Source organism: Streptomyces sp. RKAG337 (genome assembly GCF_023701715.1).
Lineage (GTDB): Bacteria > Actinomycetota > Actinomycetes > Streptomycetales > Streptomycetaceae > Actinacidiphila.
Genome location: NZ_JAJOZA010000001.1, coordinates 6,047,517 through 6,063,137 on the forward strand (window position 1 = coordinate 6,047,517; position 15,621 = coordinate 6,063,137).

General features: G+C 69.1%; 13 protein-coding genes and 1 pseudogene. 9 read left to right on the top strand and 5 right to left on the bottom strand.

The features are described from left to right. The first annotated feature begins 79 nt into the window (after positions 1-79). The 4 genes from LNW73_RS26820 to LNW73_RS26835 all read left to right on the top strand — a co-directional run bounded on the left by LNW73_RS26820 (position 80) and on the right by LNW73_RS26835 (position 5,142). Positions 80-1,681 carry an ABC transporter substrate-binding protein gene (locus LNW73_RS26820; RefSeq protein ID WP_250991653.1) on the top strand — a complete coding sequence of 534 codons (1,602 nt, stop codon included), beginning with the start codon at positions 80-82 and terminating at the stop codon, positions 1,679-1,681. A 28-nt stretch (positions 1,682-1,709) separates the two neighbouring features. Then, positions 1,710-3,308 carry an ABC transporter substrate-binding protein gene (locus LNW73_RS26825; protein ID WP_250991654.1) on the top strand — a complete coding sequence of 533 codons (1,599 nt, stop codon included), beginning with the start codon at positions 1,710-1,712 and terminating at the stop codon, positions 3,306-3,308. A gap of 144 nt (positions 3,309-3,452) precedes the next feature. Next, positions 3,453-4,583 (top strand): MerR family transcriptional regulator, encoded by a 1,131-nt coding sequence (locus LNW73_RS26830; RefSeq protein ID WP_250991655.1) that lies wholly within the window; start codon positions 3,453-3,455, stop codon positions 4,581-4,583. 103 nt (positions 4,584-4,686) lie between these two features. Beyond that, positions 4,687-5,142 carry an STAS domain-containing protein gene (locus LNW73_RS26835; protein ID WP_250991656.1) on the top strand — a complete coding sequence of 152 codons (456 nt, stop codon included), beginning with the start codon at positions 4,687-4,689 and terminating at the stop codon, positions 5,140-5,142. On the opposite strand, the gene LNW73_RS26840 is transcribed toward LNW73_RS26835, so the two are convergent. The 4 genes from LNW73_RS26840 to LNW73_RS26855 are packed head-to-tail and all read right to left on the bottom strand — an operon-like array spanning position 5,053 to position 8,288. Then, entirely contained in the window at positions 5,053-6,036 is a 984-nt protein-coding gene (locus LNW73_RS26840; protein WP_250991657.1) for a sigma-70 family RNA polymerase sigma factor, read from the bottom strand. The two genes, LNW73_RS26835 and LNW73_RS26840, sit on opposite strands and share 90 nt — an antisense overlap. Positions 6,037-6,087: 51 nt before the next feature. Continuing rightward, positions 6,088-6,663: a GNAT family N-acetyltransferase gene (locus LNW73_RS26845; RefSeq protein ID WP_250991658.1), complete on the bottom strand. Its 576-nt coding sequence runs from the start codon at positions 6,661-6,663 to the stop codon at positions 6,088-6,090. 52 nt (positions 6,664-6,715) lie between these two features. Continuing rightward, complete coding sequence (locus LNW73_RS26850) at positions 6,716-7,387, bottom strand: response regulator (protein WP_138354806.1); 672 nt, start codon at positions 7,385-7,387, stop codon at positions 6,716-6,718. A gap of 40 nt (positions 7,388-7,427) precedes the next feature. Then, positions 7,428-8,288, bottom strand: a complete 861-nt coding sequence (locus LNW73_RS26855) for a RecB family exonuclease (protein ID WP_250975101.1) — start codon at positions 8,286-8,288, stop codon at positions 7,428-7,430. A gap of 138 nt (positions 8,289-8,426) precedes the next feature. On the opposite strand from LNW73_RS26855, the gene LNW73_RS26860 reads away from it, so the two are divergent. The 3 genes from LNW73_RS26860 (at position 8,427) to LNW73_RS26870 (ending at position 11,467) form a co-directional block, all read left to right on the top strand. After that, the gene (locus tag LNW73_RS26860) at positions 8,427-9,638 is read left to right on the top strand and encodes a site-2 protease family protein (protein WP_250975100.1); all 1,212 of its coding nucleotides are present in this window, start codon (positions 8,427-8,429) and stop codon (positions 9,636-9,638) included. An 84-nt stretch (positions 9,639-9,722) separates the two neighbouring features. Further along, a complete protein-coding gene (locus LNW73_RS26865; RefSeq protein WP_250991659.1) occupies positions 9,723-10,715 on the top strand; it encodes a tRNA (adenine-N1)-methyltransferase in 993 nt (330 codons plus the stop codon). 191 nt (positions 10,716-10,906) lie between these two features. Beyond that, complete coding sequence (locus LNW73_RS26870; protein ID WP_250975098.1) at positions 10,907-11,467, top strand: hypothetical protein; 561 nt, start codon at positions 10,907-10,909, stop codon at positions 11,465-11,467. Positions 11,468-11,526: 59 nt separating this feature from the next. Here LNW73_RS26870 and LNW73_RS26875 read toward each other — a convergent pair whose 3' ends face one another. Continuing rightward, the gene (locus LNW73_RS26875) at positions 11,527-11,826 is read right to left on the bottom strand and encodes a ferredoxin (protein WP_138354809.1); all 300 of its coding nucleotides are present in this window, start codon (positions 11,824-11,826) and stop codon (positions 11,527-11,529) included. Positions 11,827-12,078: 252 nt separating this feature from the next. On the opposite strand from LNW73_RS26875, the gene arc reads away from it, so the two are divergent. Both arc and dop read left to right on the top strand, forming a co-directional pair. Next, the gene (arc, locus tag LNW73_RS26880; protein WP_250991660.1) at positions 12,079-13,845 is read left to right on the top strand and encodes a proteasome ATPase; all 1,767 of its coding nucleotides are present in this window, start codon (positions 12,079-12,081) and stop codon (positions 13,843-13,845) included. 241 nt (positions 13,846-14,086) lie between these two features. Then, positions 14,087-15,597, top strand: a pseudogene (gene dop / locus LNW73_RS26885) (depupylase/deamidase Dop). The last annotated feature ends 24 nt before the right edge of the window (positions 15,598-15,621 follow it).

The following is a 15,621-nucleotide window of genomic DNA, read 5'->3' on the forward strand; positions in this document are numbered from 1 at the left end:
GGCGCAGGTGTCGCGTCGCCCGCCCGGGAACGGCTAAGGATCGACTGAGCACGGAAAGACCAAAGGGAGAACGACGAGGATGAACCGTAAGCTACTGGTGCCGGCGATGCTTCTCGGCGTCGTCGCACCCGCCCTCGCCGGTTGCGGCGGATCGGGCAGTGGCGGTGACAAAAGCGGTAGACCCATCGTCGTCGGGACCACGGACAGCATCAAGCTGACCAAGGAGAACCCGTCACCCTTGGATCCGGCGACGTCGTACGACAGCGCCACCTGGAACGTCTTCTACAACACCTTCCAGATGCTGCTGCGCTACCCGCGCAGCGGTACCAACCCGGAGCCCGACGCCGCGGAGAAGTGCCGTTTCACCGACCTGGTGGGGCAGGTGTACGAGTGCACGCTCCGCAAGGGGCTCACTTTCTCCAACGGTCACGCGCTGACGGCCGAGGACGTCAAGTTCTCGGTCGACCGCATGCTGAAGATCAACAGCGACAACGGTCCCGCGTCGCTGATCTCCGGCGTCGCGACCGTGCAGGTGCGCGGCGAGGACACGGTGGTCTTCCGCCTCAAGGCACCGGACTCCACCTTCCCGCTCAAACTGGCCACGCCCGCCGCCGCGATCCTGGACAGCCAGGTCTATCCCGCGGACAAGCCGTACGACGGCTTCAAGATCGTCGGCTCCGGTCCTTACACGCTGGACGACTTCAAGCAGGACGACAAGGCCGTCTTCTCCAAAAACGCGAACTACCAGGGCACGCTGAAGCTGAACAACAGCAAGGTGGAGCTGCGGATGTTCACGTCCGCGGACACGATGGAGGCCGAGCTCAAGAAGGGCACGGTCGACGTCGCCACCCGCACCATGCGGCCCGACCAGATCAACCGGCTGCTCAAGGCCGGCGACGGTGAGGACGTCAAGCTCACCGAAGCGGCCGGCACCGAGGCCCGCTACCTGTTCTTCGACACCACCGACCCTGCGGTGCGGCCCAAGGCCGTCCGCCAGGCCGTCGCCCAGATCCTGGACCGCCAGGCACTGACCCGTGATGTCTTCCAGCGGACCGCCGATCCGCTGTACTCGCCCGTCCCGGTGGGCATCACCGGCCACGCCAACTCGTTCTTCAAGACCTACGGCGACCCGGACGCCGGCAAGGCCAAGGCCCTGCTGCACGCGGCCGGGATCGACCACAAGGTCGCGTTCGACTACTGGTACCGCAAGGACCTCGCCGGCTCCAGCAACAAGGAGGAGGCCGAGGCGATCAAGGCTCAGCTCGACGCGAGCGGCCTGTTCGACGTCACGCTCAAGAGCGAGGAATGGAACGTCTTCCTCACCGAGGTGAAGAAGCACAGGTACGCCGCTTACGCTCTGAGCTGGCTGCCCGACTTCCCGGACCCGGACAACTACATCGCGCCGTTCTTCGACAAGGGCAACTTCCTGAAGCTGCCCTACCAGAGCGATGTCATCCAGCGCCAGGTGATCCCGCAGACCCGCCAGCAGTCCCAGCGCAGCGCCACCATCAGTGATTTCGAGACCGCTCAGAAGATCATCGCCCAGGACGTGCCGATGCTGCCGCTGTGGCAGGGCAAGCAGTACATCGCTGCCCGCAGTGACATCACCGGTGTGGAATGGGCGCTCAACTCCTCCACCACCACCCAGTTCTGGGAGCTCGGGCGGGGCGTGACGAGTTGATCAGCACATACAAGGGAGAACGTCGAGGATGAATCGCAAGCTGCTCGCGCTGCCGATGGTCGTGGGTCTGATGACGCCCGTACTCGCCGCTTGTGGATCCGGCAGTGGCAGCGGGGACGACGGCAAGGCGATCGTCTTCGGCACCACCGACGAGTTCCACATCACGCCGCAGGCGCCGGCCCCGCTCGACCCCGTCACGGGCTACGACATCCAGTCCTGGAACGTCTTCTACAACACGTTCCAGACCCTGCTGCGCTACCCCCGCAGCGGTACCGACCCGGAGCCCGAGGCCGCCAAGGAGTGCCACTTCGCCGACGGGCTCGGCGAGCAGTACCGCTGCACGCTGCGGGACGGCCTGGAGTTCTCCAACGGGCACGCGCTCACGTCCAAGGACGTGAAGTTCTCCATCGACCGCATGCTCGCGATCAAGGACGAGAACGGCCCGTACAGCCTTCTGACCAACGTGGACAAGGTCGAGACGCCGGACGACGCCACGGTCGTCTTCCATCTCAAGGACCCCGACGCCACCTTCCCGTACAAGCTGGCCACGCCCGCCGCGGCCATCGTGGACAGCGAGGTGTACGACCCGAAGAAGCAGCACGCCGGCTTCGACATCGTGGGCTCGGGCCCGTACCAGCTGGACTCCTTCAAGGAGGGCGACTCGGCCGTCTTCACGAAGAACCCGCATTACAAGGGCACGATCAAGCTGAACAACAGCAAGATCGAGCTCAAGTTCTTCAAGAACTCCACGGACATGGAGAAGGCGCTCAAGGCCGGTGACATCGACGTCATGAACCGGACGATGACGCCCGACCAGCTCAACAGCCTCAACATCAGCACCGACAGCAACGTCAAGCTGACCGAGACGGCCGGCACCGAGATCCGCTACCTGGTCTTCAACACGGCCGACCCGGTCGTGAAGCAGAAGGCGGTCCGCGAGGCCTTCGCCCAGATAGTGGACCGGCAGGCCATCACGCGCGACGTCTACAAGCGCACCACCGAGCCGCTCTACTCGATGGTCCCGGCCGGCATCACCGCCCACGCCACCTCGTTCTACAACTCCTACGGCGAGCCGAGCGTGCCGAAGGCCCGCAAGACGCTGAAGGAAGCCAACATCACCACGCCGGTCGAGCTGACGCTCTCGTACACGACCGAGCACTACGGCGAGGCGACCAAGGCGGAGTTCGAGCTGCTCAAGAAGCAGCTGGACGCCAGCGGGCTGTTCAAGATCAAGCTGCAGCCGGTGGCCGACTGGCACACGTACACCGACGCCGGGCGCAAGCACCAGTACCAGGTGTACGGGATGGGCTGGTTCCCCGACTTCCCGGACCCGGACAACTACGTCGCGCCGTTCCTCGGCAAGGACAACTTCCTGGAGCTGGCGTACGCGAACCCGCTGATCCAGGGCCAGCTGATCAACTCCACCCGGCAGAAGACGCAGCGCAGCGCCACCTTCCCGGACTTCACCCAGATGCAGAACATCATCGCCAGCGATGTGCCGATGCTGCCGCTGTGGCAGGGCAAGCAGTACCTCGCCGCCCGCAGTGACATCACGGGCACCGAATGGACCCTCAACGCGTCCTCCACGACCCAGTTCTGGGAGCTGGGACGAGGTGTGACGGGCTGATCAGGACACTGGAACGGGCCCGGACGACACTGTCGTCCGGGCCCGTTCCGCTGCGCCGGGGCGGCCGGGGTTGACCTTGTCCCTGGGGCAGACCACAGCATCGGGGCAGCCGGGCACGCCGCCCGGCAGGAGGAGGCGAGCACGGTGCTGCTGACGATCGGGGAGTTCGGGCACGCGTCCGGCCTGTCGCCGAAGGCGCTGCGGCTGTACGACGAACTCGGACTGCTGCCGCCCGCCCGCGTCGACCCGCTGACCGGCTACCGGTTCTACGATCCGGCGCAGCTGGAACGGGCCGGGCTGGTGGCCTGGCTCCGCCGGCTCGGCATGCCGCTGGCACGGATCCGGGTGGTGTGCGATCTGGCACCCGCCGCGGCGGCCGGGGCCGTCGCCGCGTTCTGGGCACAGGTCGAGTCCGACACCGACGCCCGGCGGGACCTCGCGACCTTCCTCGTCGACCACCTGTCACGGAAGGACACCGTCATGGAACGCACCGGAGCAGCGCTGGCGATCCGCTACGCCGCGCTCACCGACACCGGCCTGATCCGCGAGAGCAACCAGGACGCGGCCTACGCCGACGCCCGGCTGCTCGCCGTCGCCGACGGATTCGGCGCCGGCGGGGCGCCCGCGAGCGCCGCCGCCATCGACGCGCTCAAGCGCCTCGACCTCGCCGACGGCACCCGCACCGGCACCACGAGCCCCGGCCTCCCCGCCGGCGGTCTCCTCAACGCCCTCGAGAACGCCGTACAGGAGGCCAACGAGGCGGTGCGGGGCCTCGCGGGCGCCGACGGCGCGCCGCAGGGGCCGGGAACGACCCTGACGGCCATGCTGTGGACCGGCTCCCAGCTCGCCCTCGTCCACATCGGCGACTCGCGCGCCTATCTGCTGCGCGGCGGCGAGCTCTTCCAGATCACCCACGACCACACCCTCGTCCAGTCGATGGTCGACGACGGCCGCATCAGCCCGGGAGAGGCGGCCTCGCACCCGCAGCGGACGCTGCTGCTGCGGGCTCTCGACGGCGGCGACGCGCCCGCCGCCGATCTGCGTCTGCACGACGCGCTCCCCGGCGACCGCTATCTGCTGTGCTCCGACGGCCTGACCGCCGTGGTGCCCGGCCAGGACATCCACCAGGTGCTCGCCTCGGTCACCGACCCCGAGCGGGCCGTCCGCGAGCTGATCGCGCTGGCCAACGCGGGCGGCGGGCCCGACAACGTCAGCTGCGCCGTCGCGGACGTCGTGGAAGCGGCCGCGGGACCAGGCGCCGGACCGGCCCGTTAGGCGGTACGGGGCCGGGTACCGCGGGGCCGGGACGCCCCGCCGGCGATGAGTTCTGCCCGGCCGGCAGGTCTGTCGTAGGAGAACCCACGACAGGAGGCCGACGTTGAGTGCAGCCGATGAGGTGCGGGAGGGGACCGAACGGCAGCCGGAGCAGGGCCCGGACGCGGTCGTCTGGGCCCTGGCCGGCCCGCTCACCCGCGCCGGCATACCGGAGCTGTGCGGGTGCCTGCGGGACCGGCTGCACGGCGCGGAACCGGGCTGGGTGACCTGTGACGTGGCCGCCCTCACCGACCCGGACGCGGTCACCGTCGAAACCTTGGCCCGGCTGCAGCTCACCGCCCGGCGGCTCGGCAGCCGGATACGGCTGCGGAACGCCGACGGGCGGCTGTGCGGCCTGCTGGCCCTGGCGGGGCTGCGGGACGTGCTGCCCCTGGAGCCGGCGGGGGCAGCCGACAGCAGCGGTCGGGGCCTACGGCTCCAGCCGTGGGGGCAGGCCGAACAGCGGAAACAGGTGCGCCGTGTCGAGGAACGAGTTGATCCCGGTGATCCGGTCCCCTGAGATCTCGATGACCTGCAGCGCCCACGGCTCGTGCCCGCCGTCGGAAGCGGGCCGGTACTGGCCGAACGCCGGTGAGCCGTTCGCCGTGACCGGCAGCAGCCGCGAGCCCGCGCAGCCTATGCCGGTCCCGAGCATCCAGCCGCGGATGTCCGCGGGGCCGCGGAACCACAGCTCGTACGGCGGCATCGACAGGGTCGCGTCCTCCCGCAGCAGCGAGGTGAGCGAATCCAGGTCGTAGCGCTCGAAGGCGTCGACGTAGCGGGCCAGCAGGGCCCGCTGCGTCGCGTCCATCGGCCGGGCCGGGTCGCTGGTGGTGACATCACTGGCGGCGAGCGCCGAACGGGCCCGCTGCAGCGCGCTGTTGACCGACGCCACCGTCGTGTCCAGCAGCTCGGCGACCTCGCTCGCCTTCCACGCCAGCACCTCCCGCAGGATCAGCACCGCGCGCTGCCGGGGCGCCAGGTGCTGCAGCGCGGCGACGAACGCCAGCCGGACCGAATCGCGCTGGGCGGCCACCTCGGCCGGATCGCCGCCCGAGGGCAGCATCCGGCCGTCGGGCATCGGCTCGATCCACGTCGCCTCCGGCAGTGCCGGAGTCAGCGGCGACGAGGACGAGACGGGGGACGCGAGATCCATCGGGCGGGCCCGGCGCTCGCGCGCCTTGAGCATGTCCAGACAGACGTTGGTGGCGATGCGGTACAGCCACGACCGCAGCGACGCCCGGCCCTCGAACCGGTCGAAGCTGCGCCACGCCCGCACCAGGGTCTCCTGGACGGCGTCCTCCGACTCGAACGCCGATCCCAGCATCCGGTAGCAGTAACCCGTCAGCTCCACCCGGTGCCGCTCCAACTGCAGCTCCGAAGCCACGCCGTCCATTGCCGCGAGATCACTCATCGAGGGCCCCTTGTCGACCGTCGGCCGTCAGCTCCAGCCGTCCCGGTCATCCTAGGCGGGGGGTGTGACAGAGCGCCCGGGATCGCTCGGACCACGCCAGGTTCTGTCCTCAACAGGAAGATCCCGGGCCAGCAGGTCCATCATGAGGCCGTCGTGCCATGTTCCGTCGAGGCCGCGCTCGTAGTCGCGCATGATGCCGACCGGCCGGAATCCCACCTTGGTGTAGCAGCGGATGGCGGCGGTGTTGTCGGCCGCCGGATCGATGATCAGCCGGTGGTGCCCGTGTGCGGTGATCAGATGCAGGGTGAGGGTCCGCACGGCGTCGGTGCCCAGTCCGCGGCCGTGCCGGGCGGGGTCGAGGTAGATGTCGATGTTCGCGTGCCGGTAGTCGGGCTCCTCCTCGGCGCCCCACTGGATCGCGCCCACCACGCGGCCCTCGTGCTCGATGACGAAGACCTCGGTGTCCGGCTCGGCGAAGTCCTCGGCGATGGACGCGGCCATGTCGTCGCGGTCACCGTGCCACCGTTCGTAGACCTCCGGGGTCGAGCGGATCGCGGTGAGTGCGGGAATGTCGGCGGCGGTGGCCGGACGCAGCGTGACCGAGGCGCCGTGGAGAGTGGTCTGCATGGCGGGGACGTTACCGACCCGGCGGTGCGATCACGACGCCGCCCGCGGCCGCTCAGCCGGCTCCGGGGCGCACCAGCCCGCTCTCGTACGCGTACACCGCCGCCTGGACGCGGTCGCGCAGGCCCAGCTTGGTCAGCACGTGCCCGACATGGGTCTTCACGGTCGTCTCGCTGACGAACAGCTCCGCCGCGATCTCCGCGTTCGACAGACCCCGGGCGACCAGCTTCAGCACCTCGACCTCGCGCTCGGTGAGGGTGTGCAGCGGCTGCGGCACGGACTCCTCGCCGGACGGGAGCCGCCCCGCGTACTTGTCGAGGAGCCGGCGGGTGATGCTGGGCGCGAGCATGGCCTCGCCCGCCGCGACCACCCGGATCGCCTGCACGAGCTCGGCGGCCGGCGCGTCCTTGAGCAGGAAGCCGCTGGCACCGGCGCGCAGCGCCTCGACCACGTACTCGTCCAGGTCGAAGGTGGTCAGCACCAGGACCTTCGCCGGTCCGTCCCGCCCGGGGCCGGTGATCTGGCGGGTCGCCTCGACCCCGTCCATCCGCGGCATCCGGATGTCCATCAGCACCACGTCGGGCTGCAGCGCCCGCACCTGGTCCAGAGCCTGCTGGCCGTCCCCGGCCTCACCGATCACGGCGAGGTCCGGCTCGGCCTCCAGGATCATGCGGAAGCCGGTACGCAGCAGCGGCTGGTCGTCCACCAGTAGGACGCGAATCGCCACAAGATCTCCCTCGTCGTTGCCGGACCCGCCCCATTCTTGCCTAGATCACGTCGTCACCGGACGGCGCGGGGCCCGGGAGCGGCAGCGGATAGGGCGGGGGAGTGCCCCCGAACTCCGGACAGACCGTCTGGTGGTCGCACCAGCCGCACAGCTTGGTCCGCCGCGGCAGCCACTCGCCGGTCGCCGTGGCCGCACGGATGGCGTCCCACAGCGCCAGCAGCTTGCGCTCCACGCTCAGCAGGTCCGCTTCCGACGGGTCGTACATGATCACGTCGCCGCTGCCCAGGTAGACCAGCTGCAGCCGGCGCGGCACCACTCCGCGCAGCCGCCACAGCACCAGCGCGTAGAACTTCATCTGGAACAGCGCCTCGCCGGCGTACTCGGGGCGGGGCGCCTTGCCCGTCTTGTAGTCGACCACCCGCAGATCGCCGGACGGCGCCACATCCAGCCGGTCGACGTACCCGCGCAGCGTCAGCCCCGAGTCCAGCACGGTCTCCACGTACAGCTCCCGCTCGGCGGGTTCCAGCCGCGTCGGGTCCTCCAGCGTGAACCAGCGGTCGACGAGCTGCTCGGCGCTCTCCAGCCACCGGGTGAGGCCGGGCCCGTCCGCCACCTCGAAGAGCTGGGCCAGCTCGGGCCGGGCGGCCAGCAGCTTCTCCCACTCGCCCGGAACCATCGAACGGGCGCGGTCCGCCGTACGCTCGACAGCGGGGGAGTCGAAGAGCCGTTCGAGCACCGCGTGCACCACGGTGCCCCGGGTGGCCGCCTCGCTCGGCTTCTCCGGCAACTTGTCGATCACCCGCAGCCGGTACAGCAGCGGACACCGCATGAAGTCCGACGCCCGTGACGGGGAGAGTGACGACGGTGGCCGGGGAGGGATGTCTGAGGTGCTGGTGCCCATGGCAGACGACCCTACGGCCTCCCACCGACAGCCGGTGTCGGCCGCGGACCACCGGGCCATACCATCGACGGCAGAGCCCCTCGCATTGCATGATCGATTCGGCCATTGCGAGGGTTCACACATGAACGAGGGGAACCAGTGAGCGAGAGCGGGCAGCCGCCGTCCCAGGGCACGCAGGCCCAACCGGGGAACGGGCCGAAGAAGGGCCCGCGCGAAGCCGGCGGCGGCATCCTCATGGGCCGCATCTTCGGTGTGCCCGTCTACGTCGCTCCCAGCTGGTTCCTGGTCGCGGCCCTCATCACCTGGGTCTTCGGCGGCCAGCTCGACAAGGTGCTGCCCGAACTCGGCAACATCCGCTACCTCGTCTCGCTCTTCTTCGCCGTCGCCTTCTACGCCTCGGTGCTCATCCACGAGCTCGCGCACACCGTCGCCGCACTGCGCTTCGACCTGCCCGTGCGCCGCATCCAGCTGCAGTTCTTCGGCGGTGTCTCGGAGATCGAGAAGGAGTCCGAGACCCCCGGCAGGGAGTTCGTCCTCGCCTTCGTCGGTCCGCTGCTCTCCCTGGTGCTGGCCGGTGTCTTCTACGGCGGCATGAAGGTCGTCGAGCCCGGCACGGTCCCCGGGGTGCTGCTCGCCGGCCTCATGATCAGCAACCTGATCGTCGCGGTGTTCAACCTGCTGCCCGGCCTCCCGCTGGACGGCGGCCGGATGCTCCGGGCCGTCGTCTGGAAGATCACCGGCAAGCCGATGAGCGGCACGGTCGCCGCCGCCTGGACCGGCCGCGCGCTGGCCATCGCCGTCCTCGGCCTGCCGCTGCTCACGTACAACGACACCGCCGACAGCAGCGGATTCGACTCGCTCACCGACGCCCTGCTCGCCGCGATCCTGGCCGCCATCATCTGGACCGGCGCCGGGAACAGCCTGCGCATGGCCCGGCTGCGCGAACGCCTCCCCGACCTCCGGGCCCGCACCCTCACCCGGCGCGCCGTGCCCGTCAGCTCCGACACCCCGCTGTCCGAGGCACTGCGCCGCGCCAACGAGGCCGGCGCCCGCGCCCTGGTCGTCGTGGACGGCCAGGGGGACCCGACCGCGGTCGTCCGCGAGGCCGCGATCGTCGGCATCCCCGAGCACCGCCGCCCCTGGGTCGCGGTCAGCGGCCTGGCCCAGGACCTCAAGCCGGGCATGAGGGTCTCGACGGAACTGGCGGGCGAGGACCTGCTGGACACCCTGCGGGCGACCCCGTCGACGGAGTACCTGGTCGTCGAGCCGACGGGCGAGATCTACGGGGTGCTGTCCACGGCGGACGTGGAGAAGGCCTTCCTGGCCGCCATGGCGCGCCCCCAGGTCTGAGCAGCAACCCCAGAGGTCTGAACCGCCGGCCCCCAAACCCCCGCGGCGAACCGAGCCCCATGAAACAGCAGCTAGGCTGTTCACATGTCCGAACCGACCGGTGCCGCCCGCCGTCGCGGCCCATTCCAAGTCGGGGACCAGGTCCAGCTCACCGACCCCAAGGGACGCCACTACACCTTCACGCTCGAAGCCGGAAAGCAGTTCCACACCCACAAGGGCGCTTTCCAGCACGACGAGTTGATCGGTGCTCCCGAAGGAAGTGTTGTCCGTACCACGGGGAACGTCGCCTACCTGGCGCTGCGTCCCCTGCTCCCTGACTATGTCCTGTCCATGCCACGCGGTGCCGCAGTGGTCTACCCCAAGGACGCGGGGCAGATCCTGGCGATGGCCGACATCTTCCCCGGCGCCCGGGTCGTCGAAGCGGGAGTCGGATCAGGCTCGCTCAGCAGCTTCCTGCTGCGCGCCGTCGGCGACCAGGGCATGCTGCACTCCTACGAGCGCCGCGCCGACTTCGCCGAGATCGCCACCCAGAACGTCCAGCGCTACTTCGGCGGGGAACACCCCGCCTGGCAGCTGACCGTCGGCGACCTCCAGGACAATCTGTCCGACACCGATGTCGACCGCGTCATTCTGGACATGCTCGCCCCCTGGGAATGCCTCGACGCCGTCTCGAAGGCGCTCGTCCCCGGCGGCATCCTGTGCTGCTACGTCGCCACCACCACGCAGATGGCCCGCACCGTCGAGTCCATCCGTGAGCACGGCACCTTCAACGAGCCCGCGGCCTGGGAGACCATGGTCCGCAACTGGCACGTCGAGGGTCTCGCGGTACGTCCCGACCACCGCATGATCGGGCACACCGGCTTCCTGCTCACCGCCCGCCGGCTCGCCGACGGCGTGGAGCCGCCCATGCGCCGCCGCCGGCCCTCCAAGGGTTCGTACGGCGAGGACTACACCGGCCCCGGCAGCGAAAGCGGGGGCAAGCACGCGCCCGCCGACGCGGTAGCGGCCGCTGAGGTGACCGCCGCCGAGACGCCCGCCGTCGAGGCGCCGGCCGCCCCCGAGGCGCCCGCCGAGTAGCACCGGGCCACCGCCCCGCCGAGAGCAAGGAGAGGCGCCGGTGCCGGAACCCCCGCAAGGGTTCCGGCACCGGCGCCTCCCGCATTCCGGCGGTCCCGGCACTCCCGGCCGCACCTGCTGTTCCACCGGAGTGTGACGTGTGGCACCATGCTGGCCACCCCCCTCGAACGAACTCCCCAGGAGCCAGGCGAGTGCAGCCCTCCGCAGGACCGGCCCTTCCGCATACCCGAGCCCGCTCGGTGCACTGGATCTCCACCGCCGCGCTGCTCGGCGCGGTCATCGGCGCCGGGGCCCTCGTCCAGCCCGCCGATGCCTCCTCGCACGCCTCCCAGGCCACCCCACGGCCCGCACCGGACCCGAAGGCGGCCGCGTACCCGCTGGACTGCGCGGGAGCCCCGGTGGACGTCGTCAGCCGCGTCTCGGCGGATCTGGACCAGGACGGCAGGCCCGAGACCGTCGTCGTCGTGCACTGCCCGGCCGAGGCGGGCACCCCGCCCACCGGTGTCTTCGTCCTGACGGCCGGCGCGGCGCCCGGCAGCGCGCCGCGCATCGTGGCCACCCTCGTCGATCCGGCGGAGCAGCGCAGCATCACCGGCTTCGGGCTCCAGGGCCGCACCATCAGGGCGACGGTCCTCGGGTACTCCAGCGACACCACACCGCGCTGCTGCCCGGACCAGAAGCGCGCGTACACCTGGCAGTGGCGGGCCGGACGGTACTACGCCACGCCGGGCGCGCTCGCGAACAGCATCTGAGCCGTCACCGGCCGCCTGCCGTCACCCGCCGCCTGCCGTCACCGGCCGCCCGCCGTCCGTCACCCGGCGTCGGGACCGAACACCTCGACCCGGTCGGTGACGCGGCGGACGTGGATGCAGTCGCCGGGGCACTCCTTGGCCGAATCCACCACATCGGTGAGCATCGTCAGCGGAACCGGGGCCGTGGCGCCCGGCGCCTGCCGCAGCTCGTCGTCGTGGCCCTTGACGTACGCCAGCCCGTCGATGTCGAGCTCGAACACCTCCGGCGCGTACTGCACACAGATCCCGTCGCCGGTGCACAAGTCCTGGTCGATCCAGACTTCCAGCTCTTCCGCGCCGGCCTCGGACACGTCACTCACGGGGTACCTCGCCTGCCGTTCATGGATCGGCCCGTAGACGGACCGCAACAGTCCCTGACGGGTGTTGACCGAACCGACGATACAACCGGCCGCTTTCCGATGTTGATCCGTGGGTATCCCCCTGGCGTGAGGACGTACGCAAGGGTGAAGATCGGACACACCCCGACCGTCTTTGTGATCTAGGGGTTTCAACCCCCACCGGCCCAGGTAGGGTCTGGAAACGTCCAGCTCCCCTTGGAGGAGGTGAGGACCGTGGCGGCCCACGACGACGACATCACCCGTGGCGGCCGACCCGCTCGTGGTTCAGAAGACACCGCGAGCCAGGTCGCCTTTCTTGAGCAGGAAATCGCCGTCCTGCGACGTAAGCTCGCCGACTCTCCGCGTCACACGAGGATTCTCGAAGAGCGGATCGTCGAGCTGCAGACCAACCTGGCAGGCGTGTCCGCTCAGAATGAGCGGTTCGCGAACACTCTCCGCGAGGCCCGCGACCAGATCGTGGCCCTCAAGGAAGAAGTGGACAGGCTCGCACAGCCTCCTGCCGGTTTCGGCGTCTTTCTGCAGGCGAACGAGGACGGAACGGCGGACATCTTCACCGGCGGCCGAAAGCTGCGGGTGAACGTCAGCCCCTCCGTCGAACTTGAAGACCTCCGGCGAGGTCAGGAACTCATGCTCAATGAAGCGCTCAACGTGGTCGAGGCCATGAAGTACGAGCGCGTCGGCGACATCGTCACCCTCAAGGAGATCCTTGAGGACGGCGAACGAGCCCTGGTCGTCGGACACACCGACGAGGAGAGGGTGGTGTGGCTCGCCGAGCCACTCCTGGACGGCGCTCTCCGCGTAGGCGACGCACTTCTGCTGGAGCCCCGCTCCGGCTACGTGTACGAGAGGGTCCCCAAGAGCGAGGTCGAGGACCTCGTACTCGAAGAGGTCCCTGACATCGACTACAAGCAGATCGGCGGCCTCGCCGGTCAGATCGAGCAGATCCGGGACGCGGTCGAACTCCCGTATCTGCACGCGGATCTGTTCAAGGAGTACTCACTGCGCCCGCCCAAGGGCGTGCTGCTCTACGGCCCTCCGGGCTGCGGTAAGACCCTCATCGCCAAGGCAGTCGCCAACTCCCTTGCCAAGAAGGTCGCCGAAGTCACCGGGAAGCCGCAGGGCAAGAGCTACTTCCTGAACATCAAGGGTCCCGAACTGCTCAACAAGTACGTCGGTGAGACCGAGCGTCAGATCCGCCTGGTCTTCCAGCGAGCCAGGGAGAAGGCGAGCGAGGGCACCCCCGTCATCGTCTTCTTCGACGAGATGGAATCCCTCTTCCGCACCCGCGGATCCGGTGTCAGCTCGGACGTGGAGAACACCATCGTCCCCCAGCTGCTCGCCGAGATCGACGGGGTGGAGGGCCTGGAGAACGTCATCGTCATCGGCGCCTCCAACCGTGAGGACATGATCGACCCGGCGATCCTGCGGCCCGGCCGTCTGGACGTCAAGATCAAGATCGAGCGGCCGGACGCCGAGGCGGCCAAGGACATCTTCTCGAAGTACCTCGTTCCGACACTCCCGCTCAACAGCGAGGACCTGTCGGAGCACGGCGGATCGAAGGCCGGCACCGTCGAGGCCATGATCCAGGCCGTCGTCGAGCGGATGTACACCGAAACGGAGGAGAACCGCTTCCTGGAGGTCACCTACGCCAACGGTGACAAGGAGGTCCTGTACTTCAAGGACTTCAACTCCGGAGCGATGATCCAGAACATCGTGGACCGGGCCAAGAAGATGGCGATCAAGGCCTTCCTCGACCACAACCAGCGCGGTCTTCGCGTCGCCCACCTGCTCGCCGCCTGTGTCGACGAGTTCAAGGAGAACGAGGACCTGCCCAACACCACCAACCCCGACGACTGGGCCCGCATCTCCGGCAAGAAGGGCGAGCGGATCGTGTTCATCCGCACGCTCGTCACCGGAAAACAGGGCGCGGACACCGGCCGCTCCATCGACACCGTGGCCAACACCGGGCAGTACCTGTAAAGCAGACCTCCGGCTGCGGGCGCCCCGACCGGGTTCCCGCAGCCGGAGTGTTTGTCCACAGGTAGGCCAGGACCGGAGCAATGAGTGAAATGATCTCCCCACCGCCGCCATCGCGTTCTAGGCTCTTCCGTACCGCGCCATGCAGTGCGGCTCAGGGAACAGCAGTCGCACTCGGGCCATATGCGCAGCGGTACTTGAGCGTCAGCCCCAGCACGGGGCGGCGCCGGGCAAGGAGGGCCGCATGACCGTACGGCGAGTAATGGGTATCGAGACGGAGTACGGCATCTCCGTTCCCGGGCACCCGAACGCCAATGCCATGCTCACCTCGTCCCAGATCGTCAACGCCTACGCGGCGGCGATGCACCGGGCGCGCCGCGCCCGCTGGGACTTCGAGGAAGAGAACCCGCTCCGTGACGCCCGGGGCTTCGACCTCGCCCGTGACACGGCGGACTCGAGCCAGCTCACCGACGAGGACATCGGCCTGGCCAATGTCATCCTCACCAACGGCGCGCGGCTCTACGTCGACCACGCCCACCCGGAGTACTCCTCACCCGAGGTCACCAACCCGCTCGACGCCGTCCTGTGGGACAAGGCGGGCGAGCGCATCATGGCCGAGGCCGCCGAACGGGCCGCGCAGCTCCCCGGCGCCCAGCCGATCCACCTGTACAAGAACAACACCGACAACAAGGGCGCGTCCTACGGCACCCACGAGAACTATCTGATGAAGCGGGAGACCCCCTTCTCGGACATCGTGCGCCATCTGACGCCGTTCTTCGTCTCGCGCCAGGTCGTCACCGGGGCCGGCCGCGTCGGCATCGGCCAGGACGGCCACGACGACGGCTTCCAGCTCAGCCAGCGCGCCGACTACTTCGAGGTCGAGGTCGGCCTGGAGACCACCCTCAAACGCCCCATCATCAACACCCGGGACGAGCCGCACGCGGACGCGGAGAAGTACCGCCGCCTGCACGTCATCATCGGGGACGCCAACCTCTCCGAGATCTCGACCTACCTCAAGCTCGGCACCACCGCCCTGGTGCTGTCGATGATCGAGGACGGCTTCATCAAGGTGGACCTGGCCGTGGACCAGCCGGTGCGCACCCTGCACCAGGTCAGCCACGACTCCACACTGCAACATCTCATCACGCTCCGCAGCGGCCGCACGCTGACCGCCGTACAGCTCCAGATGGAGTACTTCGACCTGTCCCGCAAATACGTCGAGGAGCGTTTCGGCGCCGACGCGGACGACCAGACGAAGGATGTCCTCAGCCGCTGGGAGGACGTCCTGAACCGGCTGGAGAACAACCCGATGAGTCTGTCGGGCGAGCTGGACTGGGTCGCCAAGAAGGAAGTCCTGGAGGGCTACCGGCGCCGTGACGGCCTGGAATGGGACGCCGCGCGCCTGCACCTCGTGGACCTCCAGTACGCCGACGTACGGCCCGACAAGGGCCTCTACAACCGTCTGGTGGCCCGCGGCCGCATGAAGCGACTGCTGGACGAGCCGGCGGTCGTACGGGCCGAGACCAAGCCCCCGAGGACACCCGCGCCTACTTCCGCGGCCGCTGCCTGGAGCAGTACGCCGACGACGTGGCCGCCGCCTCCTGGGACTCGGTCATCTTCGATCTGCCGGGCCGGGACTCCCTGCAGCGGGTTCCGACCCTGGAGCCGCTACGCGGCACCCGCAACCACGTCAAGGAGCTCCTGGACCGCTGTCGTACGGCGGAAGACTTGGTCCGCATCCTTTCCGGCGGCTGAAATGGCCCAGAACCGGGAATCAAG